The following is a 13,775-nucleotide window of genomic DNA, read 5'->3' on the forward strand; positions in this document are numbered from 1 at the left end:
CTCAATAACCCGGACGTCGAAAAGGGCGCTTCATAAGTGCTTTTTCACTCTCTGCCAAAGGTCCAGTTGCGGTTGGCGTTGAACGTCAGGAGGAGCATGACGCCGGTGACGGCGACCTGCGCGGCAATGTAGGGAAGGGACAGAAAGGTGATGAGAGCGTGCATCAGGACGAAGTTCAGGATCATGGCGAAAGCCGCGATAGCGAGGAATTTCGGCAGGGTTTTGCGGTGCGGGCTTTGGGCTGCAAACGTGAGACGATAGTTCAGCGCGTAGCTGACAAGAGCCCCAACCGCGGCACCGGCGGCGGAGGCAGGGGCAGGATGCGCGAGGCTGCCCTCAACAAGTGCGAGGAGGGTGAGATAGTGTGCCGCTGTCGCAACTGCGCCGACGCCCGCAAAGCTGAGGAACTGGCGGCTCATGGCGTTCCTTCACCGCCGAGAACGCCGATCAGGGCGGCCTGAAGATTTTCGAGCGCGAGGGGAGAGAATGTAAAGGTCACTTCGTTTTGCCCGACTGAAAGATCGACCGCACGAAAGAGGCCGTCCTGAATCACAAGGGGCACCGGCACACCGTTGGCAGTAGCGGTCCATCCGGGATAAGCGAAATCATGCAGCACCAAGCGGCAAGGAGACGTGCATTTGGCGCTGACCTCTACCACGACATTCGTGTAGCGGTTGATGCGGGGTTGTGGGCCAGGTGTAGCCCCAGCATCGGTTGCGGGCAGGAGAACGGCACGAGGCTTTGCATTGCGATTTTCATATAGGTGGAAATTCTGGTCAAGATAGGGAATGACGGCAACCTCTTGCAGCGCATCTTGTGGAAGGGTGCGGTCAATCTTTTCCACTGGCTTGCCGGTCATGATATACCGCAGTCCCAACTGGTCGGCCATCACACTGTCATATGACGTCATAGCTGTTCCGAACCTGCGGTTGGCCGATGCATTGTTCTGGTGCTTGGGTGCTATAAGGCTGTCAAATGCCCTGAGGCGGATAGGGTTATAGCCGAGCAGCGCCTCTATCCCCGCTGCCTGACCGATGTTCTGGGATGAGGCACCAAGGCCAATCGTTTCTACCCGCCACGGTGCGCCGCTCGGGTCGGTTGCTTTCGAGAGCGCTGCGAGGCGCGCGATGTGATCGTAGGCGGCAGGGGTTTCCAGCTGATCGTAAAATTGCGGAAGACTGGCGTTCAGCCTGATGTTGCTATGGGCCGTGATCAGATCAGCGGCGCTAATCAAAAGGATTGCTGCGAGGAGGGATCGCTGCAAGGGTCCCCGCAGCCGGACCGCCATGATGAGCAATGCGAGGAGAATTGCACTATAGGCAAGGGCGCGTGCGGCGGGCAGACCAAGATCGGCAAGGTGTCCCTGTTTCGCCCCGAGGAGGCCAACAAACACGGCCCCGCTGATGGTCAGGACCAACACCGCGAGACTGCCGACGGTACTCAGGCGCGACGGCGCACGCAGCATGTCGTTCATCAGCGCCCCTGTCAAAAGCGCCGCCGAGGCCCCGAAGAGGAAGAGCGCATCGGCAGGGCGTCGAAAGAGGTCGATCCCCGGCACGGTGTCATAAAGCCATTCAAAGACGGGCGTGTAATGCCCCAGCGCATAGATCAGGAAGAGAATTGCCAGCAACGTAAAGACCAGCGCCTCACGCCGCCAGATACGCCCTGCACCGATCCCGTGCCAGAGGATCAGCACGAGCGCCAGCGCGCCGACATACCCATGAAGCATGCCGCGATGCACGAAGAACTGCCCGCCCCACGCATGGCTCGCCGGGCCCCAATAGGCCCCGGCGCGGTCAAGCGGGCCGAAGATGTCGACCATGAACAGCGTCGCCAGCGCGGCGGGTTGCAGGGACTGAAGGCTTGCGCCCTCATAATCGAAGCTGGGCCTGTTGCTGATCTCAGCCAGTTGCAGGAGAAGAAGTATCGGGATCGCCGCGAGGCAAAGCGCTGTGATGCCGCCGAGGATCACCGGCGTCTGATGGCGAAGCGGTGCCGTTTGGCCCGATCCCGGCCAGCTTCGGCTGAGCCAGTAGAACCCGAGGAACCACGCCGCAAGATACGCCACGTGATTGCGGTCGATCAGCATCAACCCCAGCGCCACGCCAAAGGCGATGCCTCGCCAGATGCCTCCGTGGGTTAGCACCGCTTCCAGCCTCCAGAGGCAAACTGCGAGCCACATCATGCTGACGGTCATCAGAAGGTGTTCGAGCCGGACGGTTAGCGCGCCTGACAGCATAAAGCAGATGGCGGCAGCAGCGCCCGCCTCAACTCGCCAGCCACGCAGGCGGGCAAAGCCGAGAATGGCGAGGCCCATCACAAGCAGATGCAGAAGGTGAATCGCGTCTACCAGCCGCATTGAGGGGGCAGGACCGGCGAGAATGGCGGGCCAGAAGCTGGGTGTGAAAATTACTGATTGTGGGTCAGCGACCATGGGAAAGCCGCCGAAATGATAGGGGCTCCAGAACGGGCTTTCGCCGCTGTGCCAGGCGAGGGCGAGGAAGCGGACCATGGGGTAGAAATGGTTCTTCGCGTCATGGGGGATGATCTGGCCACCGCCAAGCCACGGCCAGCAAAACACAAGCCATGCCGTTGCGATGAAGACCGCCGCGAGGCGGTAGCCGTCCTGCGGGAACGGGTCAGGACGGATCAAGATACGAACGTGTCCAGCCCGCGCGACGGAGCTTTGGACGGGGCGACGACAGACGGTGGCATCTGGAGGGATGTCTGCGGCATGTAGGGACGCTGATCAAAGCCGATGCGCTCCTGCACGAGAAACATCGGGCGTTGCTTTACCTCTGCGAAAATACGGCTGACATATTCGCCCATGATGCCGAGCCCCAGCAACTGAACACCTGAGAGGAAACAGACCGCAACCATCAGCGAGGCATAGCCGGGCACGTCGATTCCGAAGGCGAGCTTTTGCACGAAGATCACTGCACCGTAGAGCGTGGAGGCGAAGGCGAGCAGGAGGCCGATATAGGTCCAGACTTTAAGCGGAAGGGAGCCGAAGGCCGTCATGGCATCCATTGCGAAGCGGGCCAGTTTTAGCAACGGCCAGCCGGATTGGCCATGAGCGCGCGGTGCGACATCGAAAGGCACCGCCTTACGCCGAAACCCGACCCAAGCATAAAGCCCCTTTGTGAACCTTCCGCGCTCGGGCAATTGCATCAGAGCATCGACAACCTTGCGGTCGAGGAGGATGAAATCGCCCGCTCCCTCCATCAGTTTGACATCGCAGATCAGGCCAAAGACACGATAGAAGCTACGCGCAAGAAAACGGCGCATCCAGCTTTCATCCTGGCGAGAGTTGCGTTTGGCATAGACAATATCGGCACCAAGGCTCCATTCTTTCATCATCGCGTCGATGGTCTCGGGCGGGTGTTGAAGATCGACGTCAATCTGGATCACGAGATCGCCTACGGCATGGGACAGACCTGCATTCAGCGCCGCTTCCTTGCCGAAATTCCGGCTGAGGCGGATCAGCTTGATACGGGCATCCAGTGCACACTGCTCCGCCACGCACACCGGTGTCTTATCGGCGCTGCCATCATCGACGAAAATGATTTCGCATGCAGCGCGCGTTCTGTCGAGACAGGGAAGCAGGCGGTCGAGAAAGGCACGGATATTCCCCGCTTCATTATAGGCTGGCACGACGACAGAGAGTGACGCGGCACTGCGTGCGCTGCCGTTCTGGTTGGCGGGTGTTGTATCGATCAGGGGGATGTCCTGTTCGAATACAAACTCGTTGTCGTTCATAATATTCCCCCCGACATAACCAGACGAAGCCCGATATCAGAACGTTTATATGCATAATGGAGCGAAGGGTTTATAGGGTAACTTCACTTCAGCGGATCACAAGTCAGTGTCCAAAGGTGTTCGGTGTTAAGGCAGGTATCATGGACAAGATTATTGAAACACCGATGACCTGGGGCGGGCGCATTCATCTTTGTGCTGATGATTTCGGGTTGAACGCGGCGGTCGATGAAGGGATTCTGGACCTCGTGCACCTTGGTCGGCTGACGGCAGTCAGCTGCATGGCGGGGGGAGTGGAAATTACGCGCGACATCCCCCGGTTATTGGCTGCGGTCAGCGATGCGCCCTGGCCCGTTCAGATCGGGCTCCACGTGACTTTGACTGAGTATACCACGTTGGGGCCGATCCGCGGCCTTGCGCCTGAGTGCGCCCTGCCGGGGATTGGGACGGTGATGAGGCAGGCATATTTGCGCCGATTGGATGTGCCCGCTATCCGGATGGAGATTGACCGGCAGATGGCCTGCCTTTCTGCGCTGATGGGCCGGGTGCCCGATTTCGTGGATGGCCATCAACATGTGCATCTTCTTCCGGGGATACGCGATGCGGTGGCGGCAAGCTGGAAGGACTGGAGCGTGCGGCCGGGCTGGGTCCGGTATTGCGGCGCGCCGGAGCGAGACCTCGCCCAGCTGCCGTCGGCCCAGTTCAAATCCCGCGTGCTAAGCCTGATGAGCCGTGCCGCCGCGCCCTCGCATGATGAAGCCGGCATGGTGACGAATCCGCGCTTTTTCGGCGTGACGGAGTTCTCGCCAGAGGTGCCTTTCGGCCCCCGGATGCGCCGTTGGCTGTCGCTAGCGAACAGCGGCGAGAGCGGCGCGCTCATCATGTGCCATCCGGGACGGGCATCGGTGCCTGCAGCAGGCGATCCGCCTGACCCGATCCATCTCCATCGCCCACAGGAGCTTGCCTATCTCGCGTCCGAAGCTTTCTTGACGGATCTCGCCGAGACAGGTGTTGCGACGCGATTTGGTCTCTGAGAGGCGGCGCGAAAACTGTGTTTGCCATGTTTGTGGAGTGTCACTGAGCACTGACCCGGCATTTTCATCCAGATCTGAGCCACCCAGTCGTAATGATCTTCTGATTATGATGGCGACAATACTGTTGCCTCCTTTCGCTTTTTCTTTGCTGTTTCGGTGCTGGCCTTGAAACGGTAGCTGCCAATTCCGGTCTCGAAGATGTGGCAGCGATGGGTGAGATGCTCGGAGGGGCCGATATCAGGTTTTTTGTATCCATCCTAGTCTCAGGACCCGTCTACACTGCAATGCTCATTCTGCGTCCGGAGCCTGCGTAACTTTTTGGGCCAAATGGTGCAGTCTTCGGAATGTCGCACGGCGAGGGCGAAAAAGCGTTTTCGCCCGCTGTTCAGGCTGAAGGTTGAGGTCTGGTGAGGTCTTGAAGCAAACGCGCTCGGGTAACGCCCGCCCGAGCGCCAAGCCTGTGGCGGTCTGCAACATCGCCCTTTGCTCTAGGGCTCACTCTCAGTTCGCGGGCGCGCTGGATCATCGCCAAAAACATGATTGAGATCGACAAACACAGACAGGAGTTGCGAGTATGATCATCAAACGACTTCAACAGCGTCTGTCGCAAAGTTTCAGTCAAGTTGAGATCAGGCTTACGCTAGACATAATCATGCTGCGCGATGGACGACCTGCTGGAATGCGATCATGTCTTTGTTCTTGAATTGCCCTTTGCGGGGTATGTCGGCGTCTTTATCCCGGCGAGAGTGGCAGAGGCCGAATAGCCGGCTTTCGCAAGCCTCTTCTTCTATTTAAGCCGCTGAGCGCCTTGAAGTCTGTGACTATCCGACTGCTCAAGGAAATCAACAAAGTGTTGGGTTGGGAGGCGCAGGTTTTCAGATGCCCAGACGGCCTCCGTGACCATGACGTCGTCGATGTCAGAGATCGGCAAGGGCACCAAACCACCAGTGGCGAAGTCGTAGATGCTTTCAGTCAAGATGGTGATGCCCATTCCGCAGGACACAAGACCAAGAATTCCAACCGAGTTGAAAGCCTCCTGCACGATGCGCGGCTGAAAGCCAGCCTTGCGGCAATGCGGAAAGAGATAGTCGTAGAAATGCGCCCAGGCCTCGGTCGGCCCATGCACGAAATCCTCTTCAGCCAGATCGGCCAGCTCAACAGAGGAACGCGATGCCAGGCGATGGCCTTCGGGCACGATGCAGATCGGACGGTCGGTCTGCACGACGCGGCTTCGAAATCCTGGTTGCCGCACCGGCCCGGTAACAAATCCAATATCGAGCTTGTCGTCCCTCAACTGCTGAAGTTGTGCAGCAGTAACCCCGTGATGCGGGCGCACGGTGATGCCGGGGTGCCTTTGATGAAACTGCTTGAGCAATTCGGGCAGCGCATCGGCGATCGCGAAATCAGTATAGCCCACCCGCAGCGCACCGGCCTCGCCGATGCTGACCCGGCGCGTCAGATCGATGGTGGCCTCCACTCCGTTTAGCACGCGCTGACCGCCCTCGCGAAAGGCGCGGCCCGCATCGGTCAGGCGCACGAAGTTCTGTGAACGGTCGAACAACGTAACCTGCAACTCCGCCTCAAGGTGCTGGATCGTGCGGGTGAGGGCAGGTTGCGATATGTGAAGATGTTCCGAGGCGCGTCGGAAATTCAAGTCCTCAGCAAGGACCAGAAAATAGCGGATATGGCGCAGACCGATTTTCATGATACCTTTTATGCATCAGAAACTAATCAATTGATATTATACTTGCAGGCCTAGCCCGGCTACCCTGATTGGATAACAAAAACAAAAATTCCACATGCAACCGGGAGCGATCATGTCACATTCACCCTTTCAGATCTTCGCCGGGCCACTTGCGGCCCTGACCGTTGTCGCGGGCACGGCCTCGGCGCAAGACGTCACCATCAATCTCGGCTACGCGGCCTCCGAGACCAGCACCTATGCCGTGCTCGCCGACAAGTTCGAGGAGCTGGTTGAGGAGTATACCGAAGGCAGCGTTGACGTGAAGGTGCGCTGCTGCGGCCAGCTCATGGGCGAGGACGAGGCATTCAAGGCGATGCAGCTTGGAACCGTGGATATGTTCGTTATCACCGGTAACAACATCTCGCCGCATTTTCCGCTGATGGACGCGTTCGTTCTGCCCTATATCTTTCAAAACAAGGAGCATGCTTACCGCGTGCTCGAAGGTGAGGTGGGGCGCGATTTCGCCGCGCAGCTTCAGGCCGCGACAAACGTGCATCTGCTGACCTACGGTTTTGTTGGGGATCGCGATTTCTACAATTCCAGAAGTCCAATCGCCTCGGTCGAGGACATGGCGGGGCTCAAGGTGCGTGTCCCCAAGAACCAGGTGATGATCGACACCTACGAGGAATTTGGCGCGGCACCCATTCCGCTGCCTTGGGCCGACACGCCAACTGCGCTTCAGACCGGCACGGTGGAAGGGGCGGATAACGGCACCTCATTCATCAAATCGCAGAAGTTCTACGAGATCATGCCCTATTTCACGGTTCTGGAGCATTTCACCTATTTCTCGCCGCTCTTTGCCAGCGACCGCGTGATGAACAAGCTCGATGAGGCGCAGCGCGACGCTGTGATGCGGGCGGCCGCCGAGGCGGGTGTTTATCACCGTACGGAAATGGCAGCGCAGACCGACGAAATCCGCGCCTTCCTGACGGGCGAGGGCGGCATGGAAACAACCAACGTCGACCGCTCTGGCTTTATCGAGGCGGGACTGCGCGTGCAGGATCGCTATGCCGCCGACAAAGGGGATGACTTCATTGCCCTTGTGGATGCTATCCGCGCGGAAGCCGAGTAACTCACTCTGAACCACCGCACGGGGGGCAGCGCTACCCCGTGCCGTTTTACACCTTCAGGGCGGAGGCGGGGCCATGCTGTCCAAGCTAGACAGGTATTTCGAAGAGGTGATTTGCACGATCTGCCTGACGGTTGTGGTGGGGTCTGTCCTGCTTCAGGTCATCTTGCGCTACTTCTTTTCGACCGCCGCCGCCTGGGCCGAGGAAACCGCGGTCTACGGCATGATCTTCGCGGTCTATCTCGGGGCCACGATGGCGGTCCGCGAACGCGCGCATATCCGCATCACCCTGTTGGTTAGCCGCCTGCCGCGCGCCTTGCAGGTAGGGGCCGTGGTACTGGCCGATGCGCTCTGGGCCGGCTTCGTGATTTTCATGATCGTGCAGACGACGATCTACACGCAGCTTTTGTTCAACGTCACCTACATGACCCCCGGTTTGGGGATCCAGCAGCGATGGGTGCAGATGATCATCCCGATGGCGTTCGGCCTCATGCTTTTTCGTATCCTGCAAGTTTATTGGCGGTGGGGGCGTGACGGCTGGAAGGATTTGCCGCTATGAATGGCCCCCTTGTCATGGCTGCGGCCTTCGTCTTTGCGATGGCGATCGGCGTGCCCATTCCCTTCGCCGCCGGGCTGGCCACGGTCGCAGGCCTGCTGATCGCGGACATTCCCCTCACCCTGATGGCGCAGGCGGCCTGGACAGCGTTCGAGCCGTTTCCGCTGGTGACCATCCCGCTCTTCATCCTTGCGGGACAGTTGATGGAACAGGGCGGCATGTCGGAAAAGCTGGTCACCATCGCAAAGCGCCTTGTGGGCGCCTACAATGGTGGCATGGGGCTGGTGACGGTGGTGGCCTGCATGTTTTTCGCCGCGCTCTCGGGCTCGGGCCCCGCGACCACCGCCGCTATCGGCTCGATCACCATCCCCGCCATGCAGAAAGAGGGTTACCGTTCGCGCTTTGCCGGGGCCATCGCCGCCTCGGCGGGTGCGCTTGGCAGCATGATCCCACCCTCCAACCTCCTGATCATCTTTGCGCTGGTCACCGATGTTTCCATTCCGCGCCTCTTTCTGGCGGGGATCCTGCCGGGTCTTATCCTGGGGCTGATGCTGATGGTCGTGGTTTTCGTCATCTCGTGGAAGAATGGCTATGGCGGCACCGAAGAGCGGTTTCGCTGGGGTCCGCTGCTCTGGGCGTTATGGGATGGCAAATGGGCGGTTTTCGCACCGATCCTGATCCTTGGTGGCATCTATGCCGGTATCTTCACCCCGTCCGAGGCGGCGGCAGTGGCAGTCGCCTATGGTCTCTTTGTCGGGCTTTTCGTCTACAAGGGCCTGACATGGGTCAAGCTGCTGCACGCGTTCAAGTTCACCGCCATCGTCATTGGCACGGTGCTGTTTATCCTCGGCTCCACCAAGGCATTCGGCCAGTTGGTGACGATCTTCGACATTCCCAGCGATATCCTCACGCTGTTTCAGGGGCTGATCGCCTATCCGTGGCTGATCATGCTGTTCATCGGGATCTTCTACATCCTCGTCGGCATGTGGCTGGAAAGCATTCCACAGATCATCATCTTCACCGCCGTGTTCTTTCCGCTGGTGACCAGCCTCGGCATTGACCCCGTGGTGTTCGGCATCTTCACTGTGATGACCTGCGAGATCGGCTTTCTGACACCGCCCATTGGCGTCAATCTCTTCGTCGCAGCTCGGATCAGCAAAATCTCGATCGAAGATATATCTGTCGGAGTGCTGCCGCTGCTCATTCCATACATACTTATGATCCTGATACTCGTCTTTTTCTCGGATTGGGTGACCTGGCTTCCCAATCTCGTCTACGGCCCGCAACTGAGGTAAGCGCATGAATGAAGTCCCCCTAACCGGCTATACCGACCGTCTCTCGGCGCGGCCGGGCGAAGAGATCGCTTTCAAGGTCTCGTCGACCAGTGGTGGCCGCTATCGCGCATGGCTGGCCCGGTCGATCTGCGCCGATCCGAACCCAGAGGGCATGGGCATCACCGAAGAGGATGCCAGCGCATGGTTCGCACCGCGCGACCTGCCCGCCCGGCATCAGCCGTTCTTTCCCGGCTCCTACGGCCTTAGCGACGCGGCCATCACGCTGCCCGCTCAGGGCAACGTCACTCTGTCCGCCACGATCCAACCCACGCACCTCAATGGAGGCGATCAGGCGGTTCTGTCCTGCGGTCCACTGACAATGGGGCTCAATGCAGAGGGCTGCGTTTTCGTAGCGGCGGGTGCGGCACGGGTCACGTCACCGGTGCCACTGCCGACGCATCGCTGGGCGCAGATCGAGGTACGGCTGACGGAGGGGCGTGCCACACTTGTCCAGACAGTTCTGGGGCATCACAGCTGCGAGTCGCATGAGGCAAGCGGTGCGCTGCCGCGCGCCGCGATCACGGCCCCTGTCGTTCTTGCCGCAGGTTGGGCTGATACCCGGGCGACGGCTTTTTTCAACGGCAAGATCGAGGCCCCGACCATCACAGGCCCAGACGGGCTGATCGCGGTCTGGGATCTGGCCACGGCGATTCCGTCTGCCCAAGTGCCCGCGCTGACCGGACCGGCCTTGTCGCTTGTCAACTTTCCCACCCGTGCGATGACCGGCTCGCAATGGGACGCCTCCGAGATGTGCTGGCGGCACAAGCCCGAACATTACGGTGCGATCCATTTCCACGAGGACGATATCTATGATTTCGGCTGGCAGACCGATTTCACCCTGACCGTCCCTGAGGGCATGCCCTCGGGCGTCTATATCATGCATATCGAGGGCGATCATGGCAGCGACGCCTTACCGTTCTATATCTGTCCACCTAAGGGCATACGGCGCGCCGATCTCTGCGTGTTGATCCCGACCTTCACCTATGTGGTCTACGGCAACCATGCCCGGCCCGATTACGACCCGGCATGGCAGAGCCGTATGCGCGACTGGGGTGCCTATCCGCATAATCCGGCGGAATATCGCGAGTATGGCCTGTCGACCTACAACACCCATTCCGACGGGTCGGGCATTTGCCACGCCTCGCATCGGCGGCCGCTCTTCAATCTGCGGCCCGGATTTCTGACCTTCGGCGCGACGGGATGCTCTGGACTGCGGCATTTCGCGGCCGACAGCCACCTGATCAGCTGGCTGCATGCCAAGGGCCTAGAGTATGATATCGTTACAGATCACGAGTTGCATGCCGAAGGGGCTGAGGTTCTGGCGGGGTACAAGGCCGTTACCACCACCACCCACCCCGAATACCACACTGCCGAGACGCTGGACGCGCTGCGTGATTACCGCGACTCCGGCGGCAATCTGCTCTATCTGGGGGGCAACGGATTCTACTGGCGCATCGCGCGGCATACAGAGAATGACAGCCTTCTCGAAATCCGCCGGGCCGAGGACGGTATCCGCGCATGGGCCGCGGAACCGGGCGAGTATTACAACGCCTTCGATGGCACCTATGGCGGTCTTTGGCGGCGCAGTGGGCGGGCACCGCAGGCCCTCGTCGGGATCGGCTTTGCCGCGCAAGGCGAGTTTTACGGCGCACCTTATCAGCGGATGTGCTTTGATCCGAAGTTCGACTGGCTCTTCGAGGGGGTAAGCGAGGATCTCTTTGGCGATTACGGGTTCAGTGGCAATGGCGCGGCGGGGTTTGAGCTTGACCATGTCGACCATCGCATCGGCTCGCCGCTGGACCACGTTTTGCTGGCACGCTCGGCAGGCGACAATCAGGCCTTCATGCTGGTCCCCGAAGAGCAGCTTACCCACCTGACCAACCTGACCGGTGGGTCCGAGGAAGACGCCAAACACGCAGATCTGATCTATTTCGACCTGCCAAAAGGTGGATCGGTCTTTTCGGTCGGGTCGATCACCTTTTGCGGCAGCTTGCCATGGAACGGCTTCGACAATGATGTCTCGCGCCTGTTGGACAATTTCCTGCGCTGTAAACTGGGGCAGCAGTAAACCCGAGTTATCCGTGTTCAAGAAGGCCCGGTGATTAAAGCCATTCAAGCGGCGACTAACTCTTGATCATCGGTTTAAGAGCCGCCCCTCCGGGCGGCTTCTTGCGTGATCCCGGCGTGTGAACAATAGGTCATCACCGAATAGTAGACACTATCGGGGCATCATGTCGCTGCCGCGTATGGCCTGAGCGCCAAAGGCGTTCAAGCCGCGCAGCGCGTATTCAGACGAGAGGTTTCAGGACTATCGGCTGTGACGTGGTTGATACCCAGAAGGGCACGCAATGAAGGTGGCATTAGGCGGCGTGCCGTAATGCGCGGCAACGCCATTTCCCGTATCAGCCTGTCGCCGCCGTACATGGCGAGGTACTCTGCGTGGTTGTCAAACGCATCTCGTCCAGTGTAGTCAACGAAGCTCTCTGTCGGAAGACCCTCCGCGAGAATGACATCGTGTTCGACAATCTCAATGTGATAGACGGTATAGCTATTCTCTAACTCGGTGAGGGGAACGGTGACGATAGTCGTACCGTTGACCAAAACGCCTGCATTCACCAACACGCCGTCGATCACCACAGCATGATCAGCCGTCAAAGTTAAGTCTGCGATGGGCAACCCTTCGCCAAGTGCGCCCGCCATGATCCGAACTGGCAGGGCATCGGGACGGCCAAATTTCGTGGACAAGGTCTGTCTGGCCAACCAGACAATTGGAACAATACGACCGGAGGCCGTCATGATCTGATCACCGACGGCGAGCTCTTCTATTGCCTTCATGCCTGACGGTGTCGCGATCCGAGAGCCTGCAAAAAAGCAATTCGGCTCTCCGGGGCTCGGCGTTTGGGTCTCAAAGGTATCTTCACCATCCGTCACGCGCGCAATGCTTTGATCCGCGCCTGCGGCTGTGACGACGTCAATGCCAACCTGATTGGCTGGATTTAATCCTGCAGCGATGATGTCGTCGCCCAGAAATGCATTCCCACCGTTCTCTTGCAAGACGATGAAATCGCCCTCGGGGTTTGCCAGGAACAAATTGACATCGACGCTCTGGTTCATTGCGATGTCGGCAACTGCGCCTTGGCCAGTGATGTTCGACGGCATGGTCGCAGTGAGGCTGCCGTTGTTGGAGACTATCGTGTAGGTCTCTCCGGCTGCGAGGGTGGTTCCTCCCGGCACGGTGTGGGCCAACTGAGACACAAGCCCGTTATTGATATGGAAATATTGATACCCACTGATGTCGATCGAGGACGCGCTGGTGTTCACTAACTCGACATAGGCCTCGACCCCGCCATTCGCTTGACCATCGCCGTTGTAATCCGTCGTGAATGAAATCGAATGCCACTCGTTGAACGCAATACCACCGTCAAGAACATTGCTCGTGATCGCCATAAAGACCTCCAACATCTGTCAATTTAATTTGTGAAACAGCGTGCAGAGTCTTTGACAATAACACAACCGCTTATTGTGATTTCAAATCAAGGTTGAGGATACTTGGATAAAATGATCCCGATCAGCACTGCCTGTTCGATCGGGTCAGAGCACTGTGCAGATTGATTTGGCACCCAGTTTTAGATGATGTTTCAGCGGCTTATGCAAATGGCCACTTTTAGGCGACCCGCCAATCTTACGGCACGGCCAAACAGGCGACGTTGGTGTCTTTGACATTGCTGATGATTTTGGCAAGGCACCAAATATTGAGGAAAATGTCCGTCGCCAAATGAAATGGGACATCAGACGGGTTTGAGCATGTGAGGTTCAGGTTCGTTTGTGTGATTATTATGCGGCTTGTATTTGATGTTCCAAGCGGCGTTGGCGGATGGTCTGGGTTTTGAAATTTTCCCTCTCACGCAGGATGGATTTCTCGCGGACAAAGTCGACGTCGACGGGTGTGACGTTGTTTGGCATCACGTGATTGCGCTGGCCCTCATTCTGTCTCCAAACCATCGTTTTGAGTTGGGTGAAGGTGCCCTTCAAACGCTCTTCCAAGCCGGTGGTACACCAGCCGAACACTCGCTGCCTGTCAGCGGGCTTGAACTGACCCGGCACTGGCAGTTGGCGCGGGCCTATGACGGACAGATTGTGCTGTGGCAATCCTGGCGGCGGCGCACCGGGGCCAAGGCGCTGTGGCGGTCAACACTCCGCTCTCACACGGTCATGCTTTCCCGCTCAAGACGGTCGCCCGGCCTTCAGATTGCGCGCAAGGATCTAAGATCCTCCAAGTGAC

General features: G+C 58.8%; 11 protein-coding genes and 1 pseudogene. 6 read left to right on the forward strand and 6 right to left on the reverse strand.

Annotated features, from left to right (window positions below):
* Nucleotides 1-44 precede the first annotated feature (44 nt).
* Genes GC127_RS11845 through GC127_RS11855 form a run of 3 tightly spaced genes read right to left on the reverse strand, consistent with a single transcriptional unit; the run spans nt 45 to nt 3,759 of the window.
* Nucleotides 45-419 (reverse strand): GtrA family protein, encoded by a 375-nt coding sequence (locus GC127_RS11845; RefSeq protein WP_151978247.1) that lies wholly within the window; start codon nt 417-419, stop codon nt 45-47.
* A complete protein-coding gene (locus GC127_RS11850) occupies nt 416-2,653 on the reverse strand; it encodes a hypothetical protein (RefSeq protein WP_151978249.1) in 2,238 nt (745 codons plus the stop codon). The genes GC127_RS11845 and GC127_RS11850 overlap by 4 nt, the downstream gene beginning before the upstream one ends.
* Nucleotides 2,650-3,759: a glycosyltransferase family 2 protein gene (locus GC127_RS11855; RefSeq protein WP_151978251.1), complete on the reverse strand. Its 1,110-nt coding sequence runs from the start codon at nt 3,757-3,759 to the stop codon at nt 2,650-2,652. The genes GC127_RS11850 and GC127_RS11855 overlap by 4 nt, the downstream gene beginning before the upstream one ends.
* A gap of 140 nt (nt 3,760-3,899) precedes the next feature.
* Here GC127_RS11855 and GC127_RS11860 point away from each other — a divergent pair, with 140 nt between their 5' ends.
* Complete coding sequence (locus GC127_RS11860) at nt 3,900-4,790, forward strand: ChbG/HpnK family deacetylase (protein ID WP_199861239.1); 891 nt, start codon at nt 3,900-3,902, stop codon at nt 4,788-4,790.
* Nucleotides 4,791-4,894: 104 nt separating this feature from the next.
* Here GC127_RS11860 and GC127_RS23125 read toward each other — a convergent pair.
* Together GC127_RS23125 and GC127_RS11870 are read right to left on the reverse strand one after the other, a co-directional pair.
* Nucleotides 4,895-5,014: pseudogene (locus GC127_RS23125) on the reverse strand (ATP-binding protein); the annotation flags it as partial.
* A 563-nt stretch (nt 5,015-5,577) separates the two neighbouring features.
* On the reverse strand, nt 5,578-6,495 hold the full coding sequence (locus GC127_RS11870; RefSeq protein ID WP_151978255.1) for a LysR family transcriptional regulator: 918 nt from the start codon (nt 6,493-6,495) through the stop codon (nt 5,578-5,580).
* 112 nt (nt 6,496-6,607) lie between these two features.
* Here GC127_RS11870 and GC127_RS11875 point away from each other — a divergent pair, with 112 nt between their 5' ends.
* The 4 genes from GC127_RS11875 to GC127_RS11890 all read left to right on the forward strand — a co-directional run bounded on the left by GC127_RS11875 (nt 6,608) and on the right by GC127_RS11890 (nt 11,561).
* Complete coding sequence (locus GC127_RS11875; protein WP_254700091.1) at nt 6,608-7,606, forward strand: TRAP transporter substrate-binding protein; 999 nt, start codon at nt 6,608-6,610, stop codon at nt 7,604-7,606.
* Nucleotides 7,607-7,679: 73 nt separating this feature from the next.
* Complete coding sequence (locus tag GC127_RS11880) at nt 7,680-8,162, forward strand: TRAP transporter small permease (RefSeq protein WP_151978259.1); 483 nt, start codon at nt 7,680-7,682, stop codon at nt 8,160-8,162.
* On the forward strand, nt 8,159-9,454 hold the full coding sequence (locus GC127_RS11885; RefSeq protein WP_151978261.1) for a TRAP transporter large permease: 1,296 nt from the start codon (nt 8,159-8,161) through the stop codon (nt 9,452-9,454). The genes GC127_RS11880 and GC127_RS11885 overlap by 4 nt, the downstream gene beginning before the upstream one ends.
* Nucleotides 9,455-9,458: 4 nt before the next feature.
* Nucleotides 9,459-11,561 carry a N,N-dimethylformamidase beta subunit family domain-containing protein gene (locus tag GC127_RS11890; protein ID WP_151978263.1) on the forward strand — a complete coding sequence of 701 codons (2,103 nt, stop codon included), beginning with the start codon at nt 9,459-9,461 and terminating at the stop codon, nt 11,559-11,561.
* Nucleotides 11,562-11,761: 200 nt separating this feature from the next.
* Here the strand turns inward: GC127_RS11890 and GC127_RS11895 are convergent, their stop codons facing one another.
* Nucleotides 11,762-12,940 carry a Hint domain-containing protein gene (locus GC127_RS11895; RefSeq protein WP_199861240.1) on the reverse strand — a complete coding sequence of 393 codons (1,179 nt, stop codon included), beginning with the start codon at nt 12,938-12,940 and terminating at the stop codon, nt 11,762-11,764.
* Nucleotides 12,941-13,345: 405 nt separating this feature from the next.
* Between GC127_RS11895 and GC127_RS11900 the strand changes: the two genes are divergently transcribed.
* Nucleotides 13,346-13,774, forward strand: a complete 429-nt coding sequence (locus GC127_RS11900; protein ID WP_151978267.1) for a hypothetical protein — start codon at nt 13,346-13,348, stop codon at nt 13,772-13,774.
* Nucleotide 13,775: the final 1 nt, after the last annotated feature.

The sequence above is a fragment of the Roseovarius sp. EC-HK134 genome, from assembly GCF_902498815.1.
Taxonomy (GTDB): domain Bacteria; phylum Pseudomonadota; class Alphaproteobacteria; order Rhodobacterales; family Rhodobacteraceae; genus Roseovarius; species Roseovarius mucosus_A.

What these genes read in the sequence shown, in the direction of transcription:
- GC127_RS11855 (WP_151978251.1), bottom strand. Translation starts at nt 3,759, where the DNA reads ATGAACGACAACGAGTTTGTATTCGAACAGGACATCCCCCTGATCGAT.
- GC127_RS11890 (WP_151978263.1), top strand. Translation starts at nt 9,459, where the DNA reads ATGAATGAAGTCCCCCTAACCGGCTATACCGACCGTCTCTCGGCGCGG.
- GC127_RS11885 (WP_151978261.1), top strand. Translation starts at nt 8,159, where the DNA reads ATGAATGGCCCCCTTGTCATGGCTGCGGCCTTCGTCTTTGCGATGGCG.
- GC127_RS11880 (WP_151978259.1), top strand. Translation starts at nt 7,680, where the DNA reads ATGCTGTCCAAGCTAGACAGGTATTTCGAAGAGGTGATTTGCACGATC.
- GC127_RS11875 (WP_254700091.1), top strand. Translation starts at nt 6,608, where the DNA reads ATGTCACATTCACCCTTTCAGATCTTCGCCGGGCCACTTGCGGCCCTG.
- GC127_RS11900 (WP_151978267.1), top strand. Translation starts at nt 13,346, where the DNA reads ATGTTCCAAGCGGCGTTGGCGGATGGTCTGGGTTTTGAAATTTTCCCT.
- GC127_RS11860 (WP_199861239.1), top strand. Translation starts at nt 3,900, where the DNA reads ATGGACAAGATTATTGAAACACCGATGACCTGGGGCGGGCGCATTCAT.
- GC127_RS11895 (WP_199861240.1), bottom strand. Translation starts at nt 12,940, where the DNA reads ATGGCGATCACGAGCAATGTTCTTGACGGTGGTATTGCGTTCAACGAG.
- GC127_RS11845 (WP_151978247.1), bottom strand. Translation starts at nt 419, where the DNA reads ATGAGCCGCCAGTTCCTCAGCTTTGCGGGCGTCGGCGCAGTTGCGACA.
- GC127_RS11870 (WP_151978255.1), bottom strand. Translation starts at nt 6,495, where the DNA reads ATGAAAATCGGTCTGCGCCATATCCGCTATTTTCTGGTCCTTGCTGAG.